Genomic DNA, 20,862 nt, shown 5'->3' with positions numbered 1-20,862 from the left:
CCCAACGCCAGCGACTTATCAAGGAGACAGGCATGACTGCTCAGACCGACCCTCAGGCCGGAAAAACCGCTACGTCCACCCCCGACACAGACCAACAGGAAACCCGCGAGTGGATGGACGCACTGTCTGCCGTGATCGACCGCGAAGGCGCTGAGCGGGCCCACTTCCTGCTCGAGCAATTGCTCGAGCACGCGCGCCAGAGCAGCATCGACATGCCGTTCTCCGCCAACACGGGCTACGTGAACACGATCGAGCCCAGCCAGGAGGCGCGCTGCCCCGGCAACCTCGAGATGGAAGCCCGCCTGCGCGCCTACATGCGCTGGAACGCCATGGCGATGGTGGTCAAGGCCAACCGCCACCACCCGCCCGAAGGCGGCGACCTGGGCGGCCACATCGGCTCCTTCGCCTCGCTGGCCAACATGTTCGGAGCGGGCTTCAACCATTTCTGGCACGCCGAGAGCGAGAACCACGGCGGCGACCTGCTGTACATCCAGGGCCACGTGTCGCCCGGCATCTACGCACGCGCCTACCTGGAAGGCCGCCTGACCGAGGAACAGCTGCTGAACTTCCGCCAGGAAGTGGACGGCAAGGGCCTGTCCAGCTATCCGCACCCCAAGCTGATGCCCGAGTTCTGGCAGTTCCCCACGGTCTCGATGGGCCTCGGCCCGCTGATGGCCATCTACCAGGCCCGCTTCCTGAAGTACCTGCAGGCCCGCGGCATCGCCAATACCGAGAACCGCAAGGTCTGGGTGTTCTGCGGCGACGGCGAGATGGACGAGGTGGAATCCCTGGGCGCCATCGGCCTGGCCGCCCGCGAGAACCTCGACAACCTGATCTTCGTCATCAACTGCAACCTGCAGCGCCTGGACGGCCCGGTGCGCGGCAACGGCAAGATCATCCAGGAGCTGGAAGGCGAATTCCGCGGCTCCGGCTGGAACGTGATCAAGCTGCTGTGGGGCAAGGGCTGGGACGACCTGCTGGCCCGCGACAAGGACGGCGCGCTGCGCAAGATCATGATGGAGTGCAACGACGGGGACTACCAGTCGTTCAAGGCCAATGACGGCGCCTACGTGCGCAAGAACTTCTTCGGCCGCGATCCGCGCACGCTGAAGATGGTCGAGCACATGAGCGACGACGAGATCTGGAACCTGCGCCGCGGGGGCCACGACGCGCAGAAGGTCTATGCGGCATTCAAGGCGGCCAACGAGCACAAGGGCCAGCCCACGGTGCTGCTGGTGAAGACCGTCAAGGGCTTCGGCATGGGCAAGATCGGCGAGGGAAAGAACACCGTCCACCAGACCAAGAAGCTCGGCGACGAGGACATCAAGGCCTTCCGCGACCGCTTCAACATTCCGATTCCCGACAGCCAGATCGCCGACCTGCCGTTCTACAAGCCGGCCGACGACACCCCGGAAATGAAGTACCTGCACGAGCGCCGCAAGGCCCTCGGCGGCTACCTGCCCCACCGCCGCACGAAGGCCGACGAGAGCTTCACCGTGCCGTCGCTGGAGACCTTCAAGGCCGTGCTCGATCCCACGCCCGAGGGTCGCGAGATCTCCACCACGCAGGCCTACGTGCGTTTCCTCACGCAGCTGCTGCGCGACCAGGCCATCGGCCCGCGCGTGGTGCCCATCCTGGTGGACGAGGCCCGCACCTTCGGCATGGAAGGCCTGTTCCGCCAGATCGGCATCTACAACCCGCACGGCCAGCAGTACACCCCGGTGGACAAGGACCAGGTGATGTACTACCGCGAGGACAAGGCCGGCCAGATCCTGCAGGAAGGCATCAACGAGGCCGGCGGCATGTCCAGCTGGATCGCCGCGGCCACGTCGTACAGCACGAACAACCGGATCATGATCCCGTTCTACGTGTACTACTCGATGTTCGGCTTCCAGCGCATCGGCGACCTGGCCTGGGCGGCGGGCGACATGCAGGCGCGCGGCTTCCTGCTGGGCGGCACGTCGGGCCGCACCACGCTGAACGGCGAAGGCCTGCAGCACGAGGACGGCCACAGCCACATCCTGGCCAACACCATCCCGAACTGCATCAGCTACGACCCGACCTTCGCGCACGAGGTCGCCGTCATCATGCACGACGGCCTGAAGCGCATGGTCGAGCGCCAGGAGAACGTCTTCTACTACCTGACGCTGCTCAACGAGAACTACGCCATGCCCGGCCTGCAGCCCGGCACGGAAGAGCAGATCATCAAGGGCATGTACCTCTGCAGGCAGGCACCGGCCCTCAAGAAGGGCGCGCCGGCCGTGCAGCTGCTGGGCAGCGGCACGATCCTGCGCGAGTCGTTCGTCGCCCAGGAACTGCTGGAGAAGGACTGGGGCGTGGCCGCATCCGTGTGGAGCTGCCCGAGCTTCAACGAGCTGACGCGCGACGGCCAGGAGGCGGAGCGCTGGAACCTGCTGCACCCCACGGAAACGCCGCGCACGTCGTTCGTGGAGGAGCAGCTCGGCAAGACCGAAGGCCCGGTGATCGCTTCCACCGACTACATGAAGGCGTACGCCGAGCAGATCCGTCCGTTCGTGCCCAAGGGCCGGACGTACAAGGTGCTGGGCACCGACGGCTTCGGCCGCAGCGACTTCCGCCGCAAGCTGCGCGAGCACTTCGAGGTGGACCGCCACTACATCGTCGTGGCCGCGCTCAAGGCCCTGGCCGAGGACGGCAAGCTGCCCGCCGCCAAGGTGGCCGAGGCCATCCAGAAGTACGGCATCCAGGCCGACAAGGTCAACCCGCTGCACGCCTGACCCCACGGAGACACGAATATGGCACTGATTGACATCAAGGTCCCGGACATCGGGGATTTCGACGCCGTCGGCGTGATCGAACTGCTGGTGAAGCCCGGCGACACAGTGAAGGCCGAGCAGTCGCTCATCACCGTGGAGTCCGACAAGGCTTCCATGGAGATCCCTTCCAGCCACGCCGGCGTGGTGAAGGAGGTCAAGGTCAAGATCGGCGACCAGGTGAGCGAAGGCTCGGTGATCGTCGTGGTCGAGGCCGAAGGCGAGGGCGCGCAGCCCGCCGCGGCACCCGCCGCGAAGGCGGAAGCGCCTGCTCCCGCACCGGCCGCCGCATCCGCGCCGGCACCTGCTGCGCCTGCACCCGCGCCGGCTGCCGCCGGCCCGATCGACGTGAAGGTGCCGGACATCGGCGACTTCAAGGACGTGGCCGTGATCGAACTGCTCGTGAAGGTCGGCGATACCGTCAAGGAGGAGCAGTCGCTCTTCACCGTCGAATCCGACAAGGCTTCGATGGAGATTCCCTCGCCCGCCGCCGGCGTGGTGAAGGAGCTGAAGATCAAGATCGGCGACAAGGTGAACGTGGGTGACCTCGTGGCCGTGCTGGAAGGCGCGGTCGGGGCACCGTCGGCGGCACCCGCCGCAGCCCCCGTGGATCGCCCGGCAGCCCAGTCCGAACCCGACACGCGCGCTCCCCGCCAGCTGCCGGCCGAGGAGGCCGCTCCGCAGGCAGGTGCCACGGCCGCTGCTGCTCCGGCACCCGCGCCGCATGCTCCAGGCGCCGCGCCCATCGGCCTGCCGCATGCCTCGCCCTCGGTGCGCAAGTTCGCCCGCGAACTGGGCGTGCCGCTGGAAGAGGTCAAGGGCTCCGGGCCCAAGGGCCGCATCACGCAGGAAGACGTCCAGGCCTTCACCAGGCAGGTGATGGCGGGCGGCGTGCAGACCAGGGCCCAGGCCGCCAAGGCACCCGCCGGCGGCGGCTCCGGCGTGGGCATGGACCTGCTGCCCTGGCCGAAGGTGGACTTCACCAAGTTCGGCGGCGTGGAGCGCAAGGATCTCTCGCGCATCAAGAAGATCAGCGGCGCCAACCTGCACCGCAACTGGGTGATGATTCCCCACGTCACCAACAACGACGAGGCCGACATCACCGAGCTGGAAGCCTTCCGCGTCTCCACCAACAAGGAGAACGAGAAGTCCGGCGTGAAGGTGACGATGCTGGCCTTCGTGATCAAGGCCGTGGTGGCCGCGCTCAAGAAGTTCCCCGAGTTCAACACCAGCCTGGACGGCGACACGCTCGTCTACAAGCAGTACTTCCACATCGGCTTCGCGGCGGACACGCCCAACGGCCTCGTGGTGCCCGTGCTGAAGGATGCCGACAAGAAGGGCATCCTTCAGATCAGCCAGGAAATGGGCGAACTCGCCAAGAAGGCCCGCGACGGCAAGCTCGGCGCGGCCGACATGCAGGGCGGCTGCTTCTCGATCTCGTCGCTCGGCGGCATCGGCGGCACGCACTTCACGCCCATCATCAACGCGCCAGAAGTGGCCATCCTGGGCCTCTCGAAGGGCCAGATGAAGCCGGTGTGGGACGGCAAGCAGTTCGTGCCGCGCCTGGTGCTGCCGCTGTCGCTCTCCTACGACCACCGCGTGATCGACGGCGCGTCCGCCGCGCGCTTCAATGCCTACCTGGGCCAGGTGCTGGCGGACTACCGCCGCATCCTGCTGTGAAAGGAAACCCGACATGGCAGTGATCGACATCAAGGTGCCCGACATCGGTGATTTTTCCGAAGTGGGCGTGATCGAAGTGCTGGTGAAAGCCGGCGACACCATCAAGGTGGAACAGAGCCTCATCACCGTCGAATCCGACAAGGCATCGATGGAAATCCCGTCGAGCCATGCCGGCGTCGTCAAGGAGGTGAAGGTGAAGGTCGGCGACAAGGTCGCCGAGGGCTCGGTGGTGCTGACGCTGGAGGCCGCCGATGCGGCGGCCGCTCCGGCACCGGCGCCCGCATCCGCACCTGCGGCGGCTGCAGCGCCTGCCCAGGCTTCCGCCCCGGCCCCCAGGGCCGCAGCTGCGCCGGCTCCGGCCGCGGCGAGCTTCGGCGGCAATGCCGACATCGAGTGCGACGTGCTCGTTCTGGGTGGTGGCCCCGGCGGCTACAGCGCGGCCTTCCGTGCGGCCGACCTGGGCCTGAAGGTCGTCATCGTGGAGCGCTATTCCACCCTGGGCGGCGTCTGCCTGAACGTGGGCTGCATCCCGTCCAAGGCGCTGCTGCACGTGGCGGCGGTGATCGACGAGGTGAGCCACCTCAAGGCAGCGGGCATCGAGTTCGGTGCGCCGAAGGTGGACATCGACACCCTGCGCGGCCACAAGGAAAAGGTCATCGGCAAGCTGACCGGCGGCCTGGCCGCCATGGCCAAGATGCGCAAGGTGACCACCGTGCGCGGCGTGGGCCAGTTCGTGGGCGCCAACCACCTCGAGGTGGAAGAGACCACCGGCGCCAAGGGCCAGGAGAAGACGGGCAGCAAGAAGGTGGTGGCGTTCAAGCGCGCGATCATCGCCGCCGGCTCCCAGGCCGTGCACCTGCCGTTCATGCCCCAGGACCCGCGCGTGGTCGATTCGACCGGCGCACTGGAGCTGAAGGAAGTGCCCAAGCGCATGCTGATCCTGGGCGGCGGCATCATCGGCCTGGAAATGGGCACCGTCTATTCCACGCTGGGCGCCCGCCTGGACGTGGTCGAGATGATGGACGGCCTGATGCAGGGCGCCGACCGCGACCTGGTCAAGGTGTGGCAGAAGATGAATGCCCACCGCTTCGACAACATCATGCTCAAGACCAAGACGGTGGGGGCCGAGGCCACGCCCGAAGGCATCAAGGTCACGTTCGCCGCCGCGGAAGAGGGCGGCAAGGCGCCCGAGCCGCAGGTCTATGACCTGGTGCTGCAGGCCGTGGGCCGCACGCCCAACGGCAAGAAGATCGGCGCCGAGAAGGCCGGCGTGGCCGTGACCGACCGCGGCTTCATCGACGTGGACGTGCAGATGCGCACCAACGTGCCGCACATCTTCGCCATCGGCGACATCGTGGGCCAGCCCATGCTGGCGCACAAGGCGGTGCACGAAGCGCACGTGGCGGCCGAAGTCATCGCCGGCGAGCTCACGGGCGACAAGGCGCTGGCTTCGGCTGCGTTCAACGCCCGCGTGATCCCGAGCGTGGCCTACACCGACCCCGAGGTGGCCTGGGTGGGCCTGACCGAGGACCAGGCCAAGGCCCAGGGCATCAAGGTGAAGAAGGGCCTGTTCCCCTGGACGGCCTCCGGCCGCGCCATCGCCAACGGCCGCGACGAGGGCTATACGAAGCTGCTGTTCGACGATTCGCCCGAGGCCCATGGCCACGGCAGGATCCTGGGCGGAGGCATCGTGGGCACCCACGCGGGCGACATGATCGGCGAGATCGCCCTGGCGATCGAGATGGGCGCGGATGCCGTGGACATCGGCAAGACCATCCACCCGCACCCGACGCTGGGCGAGAGCATCGGCATGGCGGCGGAGATCGCGCACGGCTCCTGCACGGATGTTCCGCCGCAGAAGAAGTGAAGCTTGGAGCGTCGCGGTAGATACCGCGACCCATTCGGGAAAGCAGGGCGGCTCCGGCCGCCTTTTCCATTTGTCCACTGGCCACCCTGCTGCCACCTGCCCGGGCATCAGGTGGATCAGTCTGCTGCGACAGAGCGATGGGCGTGGGCCGCGCGCATCGTCTCCTCGTCAAAACCGTCGTGCCGGGGAGCCGCCGGGAAGCAATGCATCGCTCACTTGACGAATTTCATGGCCTCCTCGATCACCAATCGGGCGCCTTTACTGGACAGGTGATCGTCGTCGTAATAGAGCACCTGGTTTCCAATTTGAGTGACGCACCTGCCCGGAATGAAAGTGTCGCAAAATATCTTGTCCGGCCTCACGCGGATAAGGTTTTCCCTTTCCGGGATGGAATCGAGTGTCGCTATGGTCGATTCATTCCTGGCCTTGAAAGAGGCATAAGCTGTGGTGAGCGGTTCGGCTTCTTTGTCGGTGAACAACAGTTTCTTGAGCTGCGTAACTGGAACATCCCATCCGACCTCCGGGATCGGGTAAATGATGATGACTTTTTTCTCGGACTGCAATAATTTTTCGATGGATGCGCGGTAGCGCTGCTTTATCAGTGTTTTTCTTTCCGGCTCATCATGGATTTTTTTGTCGCCATTGGTAACGACGTCGATGAAACCATGCTCTCCATTCTCTATGCCCCCTTCGCCATTGTCGTATTCATTTCTTTCCAGGTATTGGGTCCATCTGGCTGATAGAATGACGTAGTGGATGTTTTTATTGTCGATTAGAAATTTGAACGTCTGCTGGTTGTATTCGAAGCATCTGTTCGCCAAAGAAGTGTCTGCTCTGTAGATGCCTTCCACCGGGGGGCATCCACTGTAGGTAAGGCTGAGGAATCCGAGATTCCTCGACTTCAATTCCTTCTCCAGCTCAAAAGAAATGGCGTCAGCATGCGAATCTCCAAGCAGTGCGCCTTGGAGATTTCTGGGGTCTCCCAGCATGCATGAATCCGCAGGTCGCGGAAATGTCGCCGCTCCGAAATGGCATTCGGATTGCCTGGGATTCCTGTCGTCGATGGCAAAGAGAAATGGAGATGAGCTGGCGGGCAACCTCTGCGGAAAACCGTCTGCGAAGTATCCGAAAGCCCCAATGGCCACGAAGAACGAACTTCCGATGGCAGCGTGAATGAATGTTTTTCTGCGGTTCCCGGGTTGCCGGGTCCGGAATGGCGTTTCGATGTATTTCCAGCTGATAAACCCAAGCAGGATGGAGAGGAGCGCCAGCATCCCAAAAAGCAGCATGCCCGGCTCGTTCATGCTCCTCAACCTCGCAAATGAAAACAATGGCTGATGCCACAAGTATGCGCTGTAGCTGATCAATCCGATTCCCACCAAAAATCTGCAGCCCAGTAGTTTTCCGGCAAGGGTCTGGTGGTTCGAGAAGGCCAGGATGAGGCCGGCGCCTGCTGTCGGAATGAGCGAGTAAAGGCTGGGGGATGGGGTGTTTTTATGGAATGCGAATATTGAATAAAGCACCAGTGCCAGTCCGACCAGGCCGGCCCATTCACTTGCCGGATGGCTGGCTGGCGCGACGAATTTTTTGTGGTTGGCGTGCAGTGATATCAGTGCGCCAATGAGTATTTCAAAAACACGCGTCGGCAGCAGGTAGAATGTGAAAGACGGATGTGTTGCCACTCCCCATTGGGCAAAAAGCATGCTCGCAACTGCAGCCAGAAGAAGCAGGAATATGATCCATTTCTTTCCCAGCTTCCAGGCCAGCATCAGGAACGCAGGAAAAAGGATATAGAACTGTTCTTCAACGGCCAGGCTCCACGTATGCAGTAAAGGATTGAGTCTGGAGGCTGTGCCAAAGTAACCACTTGTCGGGTAGAAAAGAACATTGGAAACAAAAAGAGGGACAGCTGCCAGGCTCTCTGAGAAAATTTTCAATTCGTGCGGCAGCATCCAAAGCCACGCGAATGGAAGCGTGCACAGCATCATGAAGAAGAGGGCCGGCAGGATTCTTCGGATCCTGCGTTCGTAGAAACTGGACACAGAGAACGTACCCTGGTCCATCTCTTCCACGATGATGGCGGTTATCAAGTAGCCGCTGATGACGAAGAAAATATCCACGCCTACAAATCCGCCACTGAACGTGGTAAACCCCGCATGGAAAAAAATGACAGGCAGAACCGCCAATGCCCTTAATCCGTCTATCTCCTTCCTGTATTCCATCTGGCGGTAATCCTGCGGAGATCTGGACGCTTTCCGTGCAGCATGTAGGTGATGACGCGCGTATTATGGCAAACGAGAGAGAAGGATCGGTGCGGATATCCAGGAAGACGGATGCCATCGAGGGAAGTCATGGAAAAAGAGGGACGGATCTTCAAAAAATGGGTGGCAACGCCGCTCAAGCCGCCGGCCGCAGCAGGCGCCGCCTATGATGCTTGTGCATATCGCTTCCCTGGAGACAACCACCCATGCGCACTCGCCATTGCTTTCCCGCCTTGCTTCTGGCCCTGTGCGGTGCCGCCTCGGCCGCCTGGCCCGAGAGGCCCATCACCCTGGTCGTCCCCTTTCCCCCGGGCCAGGCCACCGACATCTTCGCGCGGGCCCTGGCGGAAAGGCTGGGCACCCGCCTGGGGCAGCCGCTGGTGGTGGACAACAAGGCAGGGGCCGGCAGCAATATCGGTACTGAGCAGGTGGTGCGTTCCAGGCCCGATGGCTACACGCTGGTGATGGCGGGCAGTGCCATGGCGGTGAACCAGACGCTCTACCGCAAGGTGAATTTCGACCCGCGCAAGGACCTGCAGGGCATCAGCCTGGTGGCCAAGGTGCCGCTGGTGTTCCTGGCCAACCCGGCGTCAGGCATCCGCAGCATGCAGGACCTGGTGGCCCGCGCGCGTGCGGAGCCCGGCAAGCTGAGCTATGCGAGCGCGGGCATCGGCGGCACGCAGCACCTGAGCGGCGAGATGGTGAAGGCGCGTGCCCACATCGAGATCGAACACATCCCGTACAAGGGCAGCGGTCCTGCGCAGTCCGACTTCCTGGGTGGACAGGTGCCGCTGATGGTGGATTCGGTCACGGCGGGCCTGGCGAACATCCAGGCGGGCAAGGCCGTGCCGCTGGGCGTGACCTCCGCCACGCGCTCCAGCCAACTGCCCCAGGTGCCCACGATCGCCGAGAGCGGCCTGCCGGAGTTCAAGGGCTTCGAGGCCGTGGGCTGGCTCGGGCTGATGGCGCCCAAGGGCACGCCCCGGCCCGTCGTGGAGCGCCTGAACCGCGAAGTGGTGGACATCCTGAACAGCCCGGACATGCAGAAGTTCATCCGCGACCGCGGCTCCGAGCCCGCCCCGACGACGCCCGAGGCGATGGACCAGTTCGTCGCCAGCGAGATCGTGGAGTGGGGCAAGGCGGTGAAGCAGTCCGGCGCCTCGGTGGACTGACGGCGCCTTGCGGGAGCGGGGCCGGCTGCCTCCCCGGAATCTGCACTGCACGGTGAACGCCGCCCGGCGGCCCTGTCATGGAGTCTCGGTGCCAGGTACCTTCGGCATGTGGGCCTGCAGCTGGCGCAATGCGCCGCAGAGCCGCTGCAACCCTGTCGTGACCGCAGGCCCTTGCGCCTCTGCAGCTTCGATGTCTGCCTCGATGACGGCCTGGGCCTGCTGCGCAAGCGCATGCCATCCGGGTGGGTCCAGCAACTGGTGCGCAGCCTGCAGCAGATCCATGCCGGGAGCGTGGGCGGCCGCGAGCTTGCGTACGGAGTTCAGCGCAAAAGGGGGGCACGCCAGGGCCTGGACGGCCACCGAGCGGGCCACCGAGCGTGGCGAGTGTCCCTTGGCGCCATGCCACCATGCCCGTGCTGCAGTCCACGCGGAGAAGAAGTAAATCATCCCTGCAGCAGCCAGTTGCATGGCTTCACCTGGCCACACGAACAGCGCTGCCGGCAGCAGCAGGAACAGGGATGCACCCAGCCCGTAGAGCGGCAGCGCGAAATGGCGAAAGCTGTCCGCATGCGCCCGGAGGCGCCGAACCGCGGCGGCATCGCCCGGCAACCGGACCTGGTCCGGTTGCCAGCGCAGCAGGTACACGGGCTGGTGCGGCGACAGCAGCGCAGGCCATGCGAGGTAGGCCCAGCGGACTTCGAAGCCCTGGGTGGCCAGCATGCCGTGCCAGCGCGTGCGGCCTGGGCGGCGCACCAGTCCGGCGTCCTCGGCCAGGGGAATGCAGGCGTCATACGCATAGAACGCGCAGATGGCCAGCATGACCTGCGCCTCGGGACTGATCAGCGGGAACACGGCAGATTGTCGGACATCGGTGCTGCGATGGATGGGCGGGCGACGGGGCGCAGGGCCGCCCCTTGCGGCGTCAGGCGTCCTTCTTGCGGCCGAAGAGCTTGCCGATGCCCGCCAGCAGGCCGGCTGCCCCGGCCAGCAGCAGCTTCCAGAACCCGGCGATGAAGCCGCCGATCACGGCCCAGAGCCCCTTTTTCGTGGCGACCGCGGCGGCGCCTCCCAGTACCAGGGCGCCCAGCCCGATCTGTGCGATCTTGTCGCCGTTCCTGAATTCGGCATAGGACTGGCCGCTGTTGTACTTGAAGCCGGTGAGCACTTGCTTGAATTCCTCGGTGTCCTGGGCGAGGGCATCGGGATCGGACACCAGGACGGCGCTCATCACCCCCGTGCGCCCGAGAATGCGCGAGGTGTAGTTGATGGCTTTGTGGCCGCTTTCGTCGCGCAGGCGCAGGCCCCATTCCAGCCGCTTGCTCTGCGTGTCGTAATGCGGCTCGACCTGCCAGCCCTCCGTGTAGAGCGCTTCCATCCCCAGCTTCTTGCGCTGCTTGTTGCTCTGTACATCCGATGCCTTCATGGAGGACAGCAGTTCCGCGGCATCGATCTTCTCGTCGTCCTTGACGTATCCCGTGTCGTCGAAGGAAAACACGGCGAACCATTTCAGCGTGCCGGGCGCGATCAGGTAGTGGTCGGGCGCAGGCGGGTTCCCGTAGAGTTCCAGCAGCTTGGCCGTGTCCTTTTCGCCCAGGAAGCGGTAGCCGCCTGGAATCCGGATCGTGGCCTGGCTGCCGATCTCCCCTTGCCCCTGGTCGATCCAGTGAAGCGCTTTCACTTTTGCCTCGATCTGTGCCTGCCGGTCCGATTCCGTGCCTTGCGCCCAGGCGCCGATGGACAGGCCGATACCTACGATGGCCGCGGCCAACTGCTTTTTCATTGCTCTTCCCCTGTTATGCATTGGTTTTGGAGGCGGGCGACTCCTCGGAGCCGCCCCGTGGAACGGGCCGTGGCCGGCCCGCGCCGCCAGCACTGTATCCGGTATGGCTGCGGCCCACTGCAGCGTTGTGTATCGCACCCGTCCGCAGCGGCAGCAGGAGCGCTTGCCGGATGCCGCGCTGCAGCGATATGAAAATGGTAGCGGCCCGCCAAGGCACAATCGACGCCCCAGCCACTTCTGGTCCGGAACGCGCCGCGCTTTCAACGTGCGGAAAGCGACGGTCCCCATCTTCCATGCAAGCCCTGCTGCATGCCATCGCCGAGATGGCAACCTGTCCGGATGCACGGCGCATCTTCCACGGCCGGGGCGGCCTGTATCCGGGTTGCGAGCACTGGTCGCTGGATGCGTATCCGCCCGCCTTCGTGCTCACGAGCTTCCTGCCGGTGGAAGAGGACGCCCTGGCCGCCATCGGCGCGGCGCTGCAGGCCCGCTGGGCGGAGATCGCTCCCGGGGAGCCGCTGTGCTGGGTGTTCCAGTGCAGGTACCCGGGAAAGACCGGGACGCGCCTGATGGCCGGCGAGGTGCCGGAGCCGCATGTGGTGACGGAGCAGGGTGCGCGCTACCGGATGCATGTGCTGCGGGGCCAGAACCATGGCCTGTTCCTCGACATGGCCGAGGGCCGGCGCTGGGTGCGCGAACACATGGCGGCGCGGCGTGCCGCCGGCGGGCGCGGGCCGCGGGTGCTGAATCTTTTCGCCTACACCTGCGCGTTCTCCGTCGCGGCCTTGCAGGGCGGGGCGGCGCAGGTGGTCAATGTGGACATGGGGCAGGGCGCGATCTCCATCGGGCAGCAGAACCACCGGCTCAACGGGCTGGAGCAGGGCGCGAGCTTCCTGGCGCACGACGTGTTCTCCAGTTGGGGCAAGATCGGCCGCGGCGGGCCCTATGACCTGGTCATCGCCGACCCGCCGAGCTACCAGAAGGGCAGCTTCGTGGCGACGAAGGACTACGCGCGGCTCATGCGGCGCCTGCCCGGCCTGCTCGCGCCCGGAGGGCATGCACTGCTGTGCCTGAACGCGCCCGAGCTGGGCACGGATTTCCTCCTCGGCCAGATGGGCGAGCAGGCGCCGGAACTGCGCTGGGTGGAGCGGGTCGCGAATCCGGCGGTGTTCGCGGACGTGGATGCCGAGCGGTCGCTCAAGGTGATGGTGTTCGCGCTGGATTGATCCCGGCCGGCCGGACCGCCGTCCCATGCGCCGTGCAGGGGAAGTGCCTGGCCGGCTCGAGGGGAACCAGCCCGGCGGGAAAGACTCCCATCCGCAGGATGCCGGGACCGCTTCCGCGGACCCGGTACCATCGCGCCCGCGGAATGTGCATCGGCAGCGTTGCCGTGCATGCCTTTTTCGCCGGGTCCGCCTGCCGCGATGCCGCGCCAGGCCGGCCCAACGCCCGCCCGCTGCGCCAATGGGTATTTACCTCCTGACCGTGTGATTGCTTCCCTGCTCGCTTCCCTGCGCTCCTGGCTGTCCAGCGGGCCGTTCTCCTCGCTGGCCCGCCGCGTTGGCGACTCGCTGCGCTGGTTCCTTGCCCGGCGGCCGGCCCGGATGCTGCTGTGGGCGCTGGCCGCCGTGCCGGCGGCGCTGGTGGTGTACACGCTGCTGCTCTGGCCCTTCACGCCCGCGATCAGCGACATCCGCAAGGCCAAGACCGAGCAGCCGGCCCAGCTCGTGTCGGCCGATGGCCGCCTGCTGGCCGAGTACCGCTGGGTGAACCGGGAATGGGTGGCGCTGGAGGACATCGCTCCGTCGGTGGTGGATGCGCTGATCGCCACCGAGGACCACCGCTTCTACGACCATTTCGGCCTGGACTGGCGGCGCACGGGCTCGGCCCTGATCCGCACCCTGGGGGGCGACAAGCAGGGCGGATCGACCATCACGCAGCAGCTCGCCCGCAACCTCTATCCCGAGGACGTAGGCCGCGCGCCCACGCTGACGCGCAAGCTCAAGGAAGCGATCACGGCGCTGAAGATCGAGGCGCTGTATTCCAAGGACGAGATCCTGGAAACCTATCTCAACACCGTGCCTTTCCTCTACAACGCCTACGGCATCGAGATGGCGGCGCGCACCTATTTCGACAAGTCGGCCGACAAGCTCACGGTGCTGGAAAGCGCGACGCTCATCGGCATGCTCAAGGGCACCAGCTACTACAACCCGGTGCTGAATCCGGAGCGCGCCCAGGCGCGGCGCAACGTGGTGCTGGCGCAGATGGAAAAGCGCGGCAAGCTCTCGTCCAGGGATTTCGAGACCCTGTCGAAGCGGCCCCTGCGCATCCGGTTCGAGCGCCAGCTGGAGGCCGCGGGCCCTGCACCCCACCTGGCCCAGCAACTGCGCAAGCAGCTCATCGACTGGGCCGACCGCAACGGATACAGCCTGTATGCCGACGGCCTGGTGATACGCACCACCATCGATTTCCGCCTGCAGACCCTGGCGAACCAGGCGGTGGCCCGGCAGGGCCGGCAACTGCAGTCGGTGGCCGACGCGGCGTGGGGGCCGCGGGTCTGGAACGCCAGGAGTCCCCTGGTGCAGGCCTTCGTGCGGGAATCGCCCCAGTATGCCGCTGCCGTGGCGAAGGGCACGTCCGAGGACGACGCCCTCAAGACCCTGCTGGCGGACGCGGACTTCATGCGCAAGCTGCGCCAGGAAAAGACCCGCGTGCAGGCGGGCTTCCTGGCGATGGATCCCCGCACCGGCCAGATCCGCGCGTGGGTGGGCAGCCGCGATTTCGCGCAGGATCCGTTCGACCACGTGCAGGCGGCGCGGCGGCAGCCGGGCTCGACCTTCAAGCCCTTCGTCTATGGGGCGGCCTTCGCCAAGGGGGCGCTGCCCACCGATACGCTGATCGACCAGGCCGTGGAGATCCCGCTGGGCGGCGGCCGTGTATGGCGCCCCACGGACGAAGGCGCCGCGCCGAGCGGCGAGCCGATGACGCTGACCGACGGGCTGGCCTATTCCAAGAACACGATCACCGCGCAGCTGATGCAGCAGGTCGGGCCGGAACGCGTGGCCGACCTGGCGCGTGCCATGGGCGTGCGGGAGTCCCCGCTGGATGCCGTGCCGTCCCTGGCGCTGGGCACGAGCCCTGTGACGCTCAAGGAGATGGTGGCGGCGTACGGGACCATTGCCGAGGCGGGCCGCTACATCGCGCCCACGGTCATCACGCGCATCGAGGACAAGGACGGCAAGGTGCTCGAGGACTTCCGCCCGGCGGCCCCGGAGCGCGCGCTGGGGCTGGGCCCGGCGCAGATGCTGCGCAATGCGCTGCGCGCTGTGGTGGACAAGGGCACGGGCGCCGCCATCCGGTCGCGCTACGGCATCACCGCGGACGTTGCGGGCAAGACCGGCACGACGCAGGATGCGGCGGATGGATGGTTCCTGCTCATGCATCCGCAATTGGTGGCGGGGGCCTGGGCCGGCTTCAACGATGGCCGCGTGACGCTGCGCAGCGACTACTGGGGGCAGGGGGCGCACAGCGCGCTCCCGATGGTCGGCGACGTTTTCCAGCAGGCCTTGCGCTCGCGCGTGATCGACCCCGGAGAGAAGTTCATCGACCAGGAGGAAAGCAGCTGGGTCGGCCAGGCGGTGGATGGCGTGCGGCAGTGGGCGCTCTCCGTCTATGACCTGTTCGGGCGGCGCACCGACGTGCAGGCCGGGGGCGCGGGCACGGAGCCGACAGCGAAGGCGCCTGTGCCGTCTTCCAGTGCACCGGCCAGCGCACCCGCGGACACGCGGCCCGAGATCACCGAGGCGCCGCTGACTCCGCTGCAGGATGCGACGCCCAGCGTGCCGTATGTTCCCCCGGCCGAGGTGGACCTGCCGCCGGAAAGCGGGGATTCCGCGGCGCCCGCGGCCGTCTTCGGCGGCAGCCGCGCGCTTCCGCCCGTGACGACCGATCCGCCGGGATCCACCGTGCCGGGCACGGCGCCCGCGGTGACTCCCTCCGGTGCGGCGAGCGGGTCTGCCGGAGGTGGCGCAGGCGCCGGCGTGGAGGTGGCGCCCGTCCAGCGCGGCACCATCGTGCCGGGGGGCGCGCAGCAGCCTTTCTTCGTCGAATCGCGCCCCTGAGCGCGTGCAACGGGCGCTGCGGTTCCGCGGAGCGGATCCGCGCCTTCGGCTCCGCTGGGCACGTTTCCTGCGAGACCCGGCGCGGTATGCTGGCGCGGCCGTGGCCGGGCAGAGTCCCTGCGGATCTTCGGAGCGCGGCATTTTTCCAGGACCTCCATCCCTTTTGCAACGAACCCTCGAAGGCCCCCTCGCATGCAGCGCACGTCCGTCGCCACCCTCATCGCCACCGCCGCCCTGGCGGCCGCCAGCTTCCTGCAAGCCGCCCATGCCGGGCCCCGGCTCGACCGGATCATGGACACCAAGGTGCTGCGCGTCGGCACGCCCGGCGACTACCGGCCCTTCGCCATCAAGGCCGATGGCGGCTATGCCGGCCACGACATCGATGTGGTCGAGGCCATGGCGAAGGAACTGGGCGTGAAGGTCGAATACGTGCCCACGACCTGGCCCAACCTGATGAAGGACATCCAGGCCGACAGGTTCGACGTGGCCGTGGGCGGCATCACGCGCAACGTCACGCGCATCCGCCAGATCGAAATGCTGCCGGGCTACGCGCCGTTCGGCAAGGTGGCGCTGGTGCGGACCACCGACAAGGACAGGTTCCGGACCCTGGCCGATCTGAACCGGCCGGGCGTGCGCGTCATCAAGAACCCGGGTGGCACCAATGAAACCTTCGTGCTGGAGAACCTCAAGGCGGCCGAGGTCAGCACGCACGACAAGAACGCCGAGATCCCTGCGCTCATCGCCGAGGGCAAGGGCGACGTGATGATCACCGAGACGTACGAGGCCCTGTACTACGCCAAGGCCGACCCGCGCCTCCATGCGGCTTTCGTCGCCGCGCCGCTCACGCCGCAGAACACCCTGGGGTTCATGCTGCCCAAGGACGACGCGGACTACTCGCGCGTGATGGAGTTCGTCTGGGGCCTGATGGAAGCCCGCGGCCAGCTCAAGCAGGCGGCCGACAAGTGGCTCAAGTGAGCTTCGGGCCCCTGCGCCCGGCAGGCGGCGCCTGCCGCCCGAAGTAAGCTGCCGGCGTGCGCCCCAGTTCGCGCTTGAAGAGGGCAATGAAGGCGCTCACGCTGTCGTAGCCCAGCTCCAGTGCCACCTGCGTCACCGGAAGGCCGTCGGCCAGCCACTCGAGCGATCGCAGCAGCCGCACGCGCTGTGTCCAGGCCGTGAAGTTCAGGCTGGTTTCGGCCACGAAGCGCCGGCTGAGGCTGCGGCTCGACAGTCCGGCCCAGTCGGCCCATGCCTGCAGGCTGCGGCGCCGCGCCGGGTCCGCCAGCAGCGCGCCCGCGATGCGCAGCAGGCGTGCGTCGTTCGGCATGGGCAGGCCGAGCGGCCTCGGCACCATGTGGTGCAGCTCATCGAGGATGACGGCCGCCAGCCGATCCTGAGCCGGGTCGGGCAGGGCGGTGGCGCGCTCGGCGCAGCGCAGCGCGGCCTCCCACAGCAGCGGGCTGACCGCCACGGTGCATGGGGAATCCGGCAGGCTTTGGCAGGCGGGGCCCGCCACGTACAGCGACCAGCCGGTGAAGGAGCCATGCATGCGTGCGGAATGCGGCCGGGCCGGCGGCAGCCAGATCGCATGCCGCGCCGGAACCACCCATTGGCCGGTCTCGGCACCCACGCTGAGCACGCCGCGCGCGCAGCCGATCAACTGGCCGCGGCAGTGGCTGTGCGGGGCGGTATCGTGGTTTTCCTGCGTACCGGCGCGGCCGACCACCAGCGGGCCGGCGTCGTCGTCGTGCAGGTCGACCCATGCAGCAGTGTCGGGCATGGCGTGATCGCGCTATCGAATGGCGCCGCCAGCTTAGCAGGCCGGCGTGGCCTTCACTAGCATGGACCCATGACCTCCCGCTCCGATTCCCTCGCGCCGGATGGCGCTCCCGCCATCGACCTGGACGCACTCTACGACGCTCCCTCCGACGCCATTACCCGGGGCGTGCTGCCGGTGCTGACGCCCTTCCACGTCGAGTACCTGCGTGTCGCCACTTTCTTCTGCCTGGCGACGGCAGGAGGCGATGGGCTGGATGCATCGCCCCGTGGCGGGCCGCCCGGCTTCGTGCATGCGCTCGATGAGCGCACGGTGGCCTTCGCCGACTGGCCGGGCAACAACCGCATCGCCTCGCTGCGCAACCTGGGCGAGGATGCGCGGGTGGCCATGCTGTTTCTGTTCCCGGGGCTGGACATCTTCCTGCGCATCAACGGACGCGCGCGGCTGTCGCTGGCGCCGGATCTGCTGGCACGGCTCGGGGAGCACGGCAAAAGTCCCAAGCTGGGCGTGGTCGTCGCGATCGACGAGACGTTGTTCCACTGCGGCAAGGCCGTCCACCGGGCGCAGTTGTGGGCGCCTGAGTCCCGTCTGGACCGGCGCGATTTGCCCACGCCCGGACGCATGAAGGCCGCGGTGCTGGGATGGAGCGAGGCCCAGGCCTCGGATGCGGATGCGCATTACGCGCACGCCGTGCGCCATGGCCTGTACTGACCTTACGGGCGCAGCCGTTCAGCCCGGCGCCCACTGCGCCGTGCGTGCGGCCAGTGCGTCGGCACCGGGCCGGGCGACAGGGTCTTCGTGCAGGCAGGCTGCCGCCAGCGCGGGAGCGCTGCCGTCGGGCAACGGTCCGTCGGCATGGGCGCACAGTTCGGCCAGCAGCACGCCGAAGGCGCGCACGTCCATATGGCGCAGCGCATCGCCCAGCGCTCCGGGGGGCGCGAAAGCGGCGGCGCCGAAGTCCCCCAGCAGGCCGGCCGCCTGGCCGGCAGGTGCATCCGGGCGCCACAGCAGGTTGTGCGCGTACAGGTCGCCGTGCACCAGCCCCCGGCCATGCAGGTGCGCGAGCGCGGAGGCCACATCCGCCGCGATGCGCAGTGCCACGGAGGCCGGCAGCCGCAGGCCGGCCGGATAGACATCGCGTGTGCAGCTCTCGAAGCCGGGCGGGCCGGCCAGCGTGCGGTATTGCGCGGAGACGCGCTCCATCACCAGGCCCTGCGCGCCGGTCGGATGGCCGTCGAGCCGCCCCAGCACCGGGATCAGCCGCGGATGCCGCCCGGCGGCCAGGCTGGCCGCCATCTCCGTCAGCGGCCAGCCATCGCTCGTGACCTCGCCCTTGAACAGCTTGACGGCCACCTCCCGCATGCCGGTGGCGCTCTCCAGCCTGCCCGCCATGATGCGGCCGGAGGCGCCTTCTCCCAGCAATTCGCCCAGCTGCAGGCAGCTCCAGTCCACGTGGCCGGCGGCCTGGCTGCCGCGCGCGAGTTCCTCGGCGGCTTCGTTGAACGCATTGCCGCCGATGGCCAGCCAGGCCAGCCGGGGCAGGCCGGCCAGCCAGTCCGGCAGGTGGTCGATCCGGTTGGCGGCGACGCGCAGCAGTTCCAGCGACCCGCACTGCCGCAGCGTATCCGGCAGGGTGCGCAGCAGGTTGCCGGCCAGCATCAGCTTCTGCAGGCGGGGCCGGTCCCCGAGGGCATCGGGCAGCGCCGTGATGGCGTTGTCGGTCAGGATCAGCCAGCGCAGCCGAGCAGGCAGCGCCCGGGCCGGCACGTCGGCGATGCGGTTGGCCTTGAAGCCCACCATCTCCAGTTGCGGGCAGTCGCCCAGTGCGGTGGGCAGTTCGCTGAAGCGGTTGGACGAAGCGAAGAACACCTTCAGCCGGTGCAGCCGATGCAGGTCGGCGGGCAGTGCCGAAAGGCGGTTGCCGGAGAGGTCCAGCACCTCCAGCGTATCGGCCAGGTCGAAGACCTCGCGTGGAAAGTGCTCCAGGTCGGCGGCGATGCGCAGCGTGCGCACACCCGCGAGGTCGCCAGCGCGCAGGCGCTGCAGGTCATCGGTCATGGTGTCCGGGGAACCGGGCCGCAAGGCCCGGGTGGGTCAATCGATATCGACGCAATGCATGCCGAAAGCGCCCGAGCGGCGGTCGGCGAAGTATTTCTCGAGCGTCACCTTGACCGTGCGGAAGGCGATCTCGTCCCAGGGGATCTCGTCTTCCGCGAAAAGCCGGGCCTCGATGGTCTCGTAGCCGGGGGCGAACTGGTCGCTCTCCAGGCGGGCCAGATAGAACAGGTGCACCTGCCCCACGCGCGGCACATTCAGCACGGAAAAGAGCGGGCCCATGGTGATCTGCGCGCCGGCCTCCTCGTCGGTTTCGCGGGCCGCGCCCTCGGCGGTGGTCTCGTTCAGCTCCATGAAGCCCGCCGGCAGCGTCCACTTGCCCCAGCGGGGCTCGATGTTGCGCTTGCACAGCAGCACCTTGTCCCCCAGCGCGGGCACCGTGCCGACCACGTTGAGCGGGTTTTCATAGTGGATGGTGTGGCAAGCCGGGCAGACGGCGCGCAGCTTGGTGTCGCCGTCGTCGGGCACGCGGTACTCCACGGCGGCCCCGCATTCACGGCAGTGCTTGATCGGCCTGCGGGTGGTCATGTTCAGGCGATTTCCACGCGCAGGGTGCCCAGTCCGTCCACGCCGCCTTCCAGCACGTCGCCGCGCACCACCGCGCCCACACCCTCGGGCGTGCCGGTGAAGATGAGGTCGCCGGGCTGCAGCTCCCAGGCCGCGGACAGGTGCTCGATCGTCTCGGCGATGTTCCAGATCAGCTGCGCGACCGTGCTGCGCTGCCGGTCGGCACCGTTCACCTGCAGCCAGATGGGGGCCCTGGACACGTCGCCCGCCTGCGCGGCCGGCGTGATCGGGCCGATCGGCGCGCTGTGCTCGAAACCCTTGCCGATGCACCAGGGGCGTCCCTGCTTCTTCATGTCGTTCTGCAGGTCCCGGCGGGTCATGTCCAGGCCGATGGCGTAGCCGAAGATGTGCTGCAACGCATCGGCCGCGCGGATGTCGCGGCCGCCGCGGCCGATGGCGACAACCAGCTCGATCTCGTGGTGCAGGTTGGCCGTCAGGGTGGGGTAGGGCATGCGGCCCGTTTCGCCCGCTTCCACCGCGACGATGGCGTCCGCCGGCTTGAGGAAGAAGAAGGGCGGCTCCCGGCCGGTGAAGCCCATTTCCTTGGCGTGCTCCTCGTAGTTGCGGCCGACGCAGTAGATGCGGTGCACCGGAAAGCGGTCTGCGGTGCCCGCCACGGGCACGCTGGGAATGGGCGCAGGAGGAATCACGTAGTTCATGGTGGATGTCGGGCCTTGTCTCGGTGGAGGGCGGTGGCCTGCGCGCGCCGTGCAGGCGTCGGCAGGCCCCGGCC

At 67.0% G+C, this 20,862-nt stretch carries 15 protein-coding genes; 8 read left to right on the top strand and 7 right to left on the bottom strand.

Annotated features, from left to right (window positions below):
• The first annotated feature begins 32 nt into the window (after positions 1–32).
• The 3 genes from aceE to lpdA are packed head-to-tail and all read left to right on the top strand — an operon-like array spanning position 33 to position 6,339.
• Positions 33–2,756 (top strand): pyruvate dehydrogenase (acetyl-transferring), homodimeric type, encoded by a 2,724-nt coding sequence (gene aceE / locus ACGHC0_RS14650; protein WP_368351678.1) that lies wholly within the window; start codon positions 33–35, stop codon positions 2,754–2,756.
• An 18-nt stretch (positions 2,757–2,774) separates the two neighbouring features.
• A complete protein-coding gene (gene aceF / locus ACGHC0_RS14645; RefSeq protein WP_415265954.1) occupies positions 2,775–4,472 on the top strand; it encodes a dihydrolipoyllysine-residue acetyltransferase in 1,698 nt (565 codons plus the stop codon).
• A 13-nt stretch (positions 4,473–4,485) separates the two neighbouring features.
• The gene (lpdA, locus tag ACGHC0_RS14640; RefSeq protein WP_415265953.1) at positions 4,486–6,339 is read left to right on the top strand and encodes a dihydrolipoyl dehydrogenase; all 1,854 of its coding nucleotides are present in this window, start codon (positions 4,486–4,488) and stop codon (positions 6,337–6,339) included.
• 212 nt (positions 6,340–6,551) lie between these two features.
• Here the strand turns inward: lpdA and ACGHC0_RS14635 are convergent, their stop codons facing one another.
• Positions 6,552–8,561, bottom strand: coding sequence for an acyltransferase family protein (locus ACGHC0_RS14635; RefSeq protein ID WP_415265952.1), 2,010 nt, complete (start codon positions 8,559–8,561; stop codon positions 6,552–6,554).
• Positions 8,562–8,806: 245 nt separating this feature from the next.
• Between ACGHC0_RS14635 and ACGHC0_RS14630 the strand changes: the two genes are divergently transcribed.
• Complete coding sequence (locus ACGHC0_RS14630) at positions 8,807–9,772, top strand: tripartite tricarboxylate transporter substrate binding protein (RefSeq protein ID WP_368351674.1); 966 nt, start codon at positions 8,807–8,809, stop codon at positions 9,770–9,772.
• A 75-nt stretch (positions 9,773–9,847) separates the two neighbouring features.
• Here ACGHC0_RS14630 and ACGHC0_RS14625 read toward each other — a convergent pair whose 3' ends face one another.
• Positions 9,848–10,624, bottom strand: coding sequence for a hypothetical protein (locus ACGHC0_RS14625; protein WP_415265951.1), 777 nt, complete (start codon positions 10,622–10,624; stop codon positions 9,848–9,850).
• A gap of 70 nt (positions 10,625–10,694) precedes the next feature.
• Complete coding sequence (locus ACGHC0_RS14620; protein ID WP_415265950.1) at positions 10,695–11,552, bottom strand: DUF2167 domain-containing protein; 858 nt, start codon at positions 11,550–11,552, stop codon at positions 10,695–10,697.
• Between the two features lie 293 nt (positions 11,553–11,845).
• On the opposite strand from ACGHC0_RS14620, the gene ACGHC0_RS14615 reads away from it, so the two are divergent.
• The 3 genes from ACGHC0_RS14615 to ACGHC0_RS14605 all read left to right on the top strand — a co-directional run bounded on the left by ACGHC0_RS14615 (position 11,846) and on the right by ACGHC0_RS14605 (position 16,648).
• Positions 11,846–12,778, top strand: a complete 933-nt coding sequence (locus ACGHC0_RS14615) for a class I SAM-dependent methyltransferase (RefSeq protein WP_368351671.1) — start codon at positions 11,846–11,848, stop codon at positions 12,776–12,778.
• A 378-nt stretch (positions 12,779–13,156) separates the two neighbouring features.
• A complete protein-coding gene (locus ACGHC0_RS14610; protein WP_368355646.1) occupies positions 13,157–15,673 on the top strand; it encodes a penicillin-binding protein 1A in 2,517 nt (838 codons plus the stop codon).
• A 192-nt stretch (positions 15,674–15,865) separates the two neighbouring features.
• Positions 15,866–16,648 carry a transporter substrate-binding domain-containing protein gene (locus ACGHC0_RS14605; protein WP_368351670.1) on the top strand — a complete coding sequence of 261 codons (783 nt, stop codon included), beginning with the start codon at positions 15,866–15,868 and terminating at the stop codon, positions 16,646–16,648.
• Here the strand turns inward: ACGHC0_RS14605 and ACGHC0_RS14600 are convergent.
• Positions 16,641–17,450, bottom strand: a complete 810-nt coding sequence (locus ACGHC0_RS14600) for an AraC family transcriptional regulator (RefSeq protein ID WP_368351669.1) — start codon at positions 17,448–17,450, stop codon at positions 16,641–16,643. The two genes, ACGHC0_RS14605 and ACGHC0_RS14600, sit on opposite strands and share 8 nt — an antisense overlap.
• A 69-nt stretch (positions 17,451–17,519) precedes the next feature.
• On the opposite strand from ACGHC0_RS14600, the gene ACGHC0_RS14595 reads away from it, so the two are divergent.
• Entirely contained in the window at positions 17,520–18,158 is a 639-nt protein-coding gene (locus tag ACGHC0_RS14595; protein ID WP_368351668.1) for an MSMEG_1061 family FMN-dependent PPOX-type flavoprotein, read from the top strand.
• An 18-nt stretch (positions 18,159–18,176) separates the two neighbouring features.
• Here the strand turns inward: ACGHC0_RS14595 and ACGHC0_RS14590 are convergent, their stop codons facing one another.
• Genes ACGHC0_RS14590 through ACGHC0_RS14580 form a run of 3 tightly spaced genes read right to left on the bottom strand, consistent with a single transcriptional unit; the run spans position 18,177 to position 20,788 of the window.
• Positions 18,177–19,505: a leucine-rich repeat-containing protein kinase family protein gene (locus tag ACGHC0_RS14590; protein ID WP_368351667.1), complete on the bottom strand. Its 1,329-nt coding sequence runs from the start codon at positions 19,503–19,505 to the stop codon at positions 18,177–18,179.
• Positions 19,506–19,541: 36 nt separating this feature from the next.
• On the bottom strand, positions 19,542–20,090 hold the full coding sequence (locus tag ACGHC0_RS14585) for an NUDIX hydrolase (protein WP_368351666.1): 549 nt from the start codon (positions 20,088–20,090) through the stop codon (positions 19,542–19,544).
• Between the two features lie 2 nt (positions 20,091–20,092).
• Entirely contained in the window at positions 20,093–20,788 is a 696-nt protein-coding gene (locus ACGHC0_RS14580; RefSeq protein ID WP_368351665.1) for a fumarylacetoacetate hydrolase family protein, read from the bottom strand.
• Between the last annotated feature and the right edge of the window lie 74 nt (positions 20,789–20,862).

This window comes from Acidovorax sacchari, assembly GCF_042847045.1.
Lineage (GTDB): Bacteria > Pseudomonadota > Gammaproteobacteria > Burkholderiales > Burkholderiaceae_C > Paracidovorax > Paracidovorax sacchari.
The sequence above is the reverse complement of the archived record's forward strand: the minus strand, read 5'-3'. Positions and strand labels throughout refer to the sequence as shown.

Bases quoted from the DNA above. Each gene is read 5' to 3' on its own strand.
- aceE (WP_368351678.1), top strand. From the start codon at position 33: ATGACTGCTCAGACCGACCCTCAGGCCGGAAAAACCGCTACGTCCACC.
- aceF (WP_415265954.1), top strand. From the start codon at position 2,775: ATGGCACTGATTGACATCAAGGTCCCGGACATCGGGGATTTCGACGCC.
- lpdA (WP_415265953.1), top strand. From the start codon at position 4,486: ATGGCAGTGATCGACATCAAGGTGCCCGACATCGGTGATTTTTCCGAA.
- ACGHC0_RS14635 (WP_415265952.1), bottom strand. From the start codon at position 8,561: ATGGAATACAGGAAGGAGATAGACGGATTAAGGGCATTGGCGGTTCTG.
- ACGHC0_RS14630 (WP_368351674.1), top strand. From the start codon at position 8,807: ATGCGCACTCGCCATTGCTTTCCCGCCTTGCTTCTGGCCCTGTGCGGT.
- ACGHC0_RS14620 (WP_415265950.1), bottom strand. From the start codon at position 11,552: ATGAAAAAGCAGTTGGCCGCGGCCATCGTAGGTATCGGCCTGTCCATC.
- ACGHC0_RS14615 (WP_368351671.1), top strand. From the start codon at position 11,846: ATGCAAGCCCTGCTGCATGCCATCGCCGAGATGGCAACCTGTCCGGAT.
- ACGHC0_RS14610 (WP_368355646.1), top strand. From the start codon at position 13,157: ATGCTGCTGTGGGCGCTGGCCGCCGTGCCGGCGGCGCTGGTGGTGTAC.
- ACGHC0_RS14605 (WP_368351670.1), top strand. From the start codon at position 15,866: ATGCAGCGCACGTCCGTCGCCACCCTCATCGCCACCGCCGCCCTGGCG.
- ACGHC0_RS14600 (WP_368351669.1), bottom strand. From the start codon at position 17,450: ATGCCCGACACTGCTGCATGGGTCGACCTGCACGACGACGACGCCGGC.
- ACGHC0_RS14595 (WP_368351668.1), top strand. From the start codon at position 17,520: ATGACCTCCCGCTCCGATTCCCTCGCGCCGGATGGCGCTCCCGCCATC.
- ACGHC0_RS14590 (WP_368351667.1), bottom strand. From the start codon at position 19,505: ATGACCGATGACCTGCAGCGCCTGCGCGCTGGCGACCTCGCGGGTGTG.
- ACGHC0_RS14585 (WP_368351666.1), bottom strand. From the start codon at position 20,090: ATGACCACCCGCAGGCCGATCAAGCACTGCCGTGAATGCGGGGCCGCC.
- ACGHC0_RS14580 (WP_368351665.1), bottom strand. From the start codon at position 20,788: ATGAACTACGTGATTCCTCCTGCGCCCATTCCCAGCGTGCCCGTGGCG.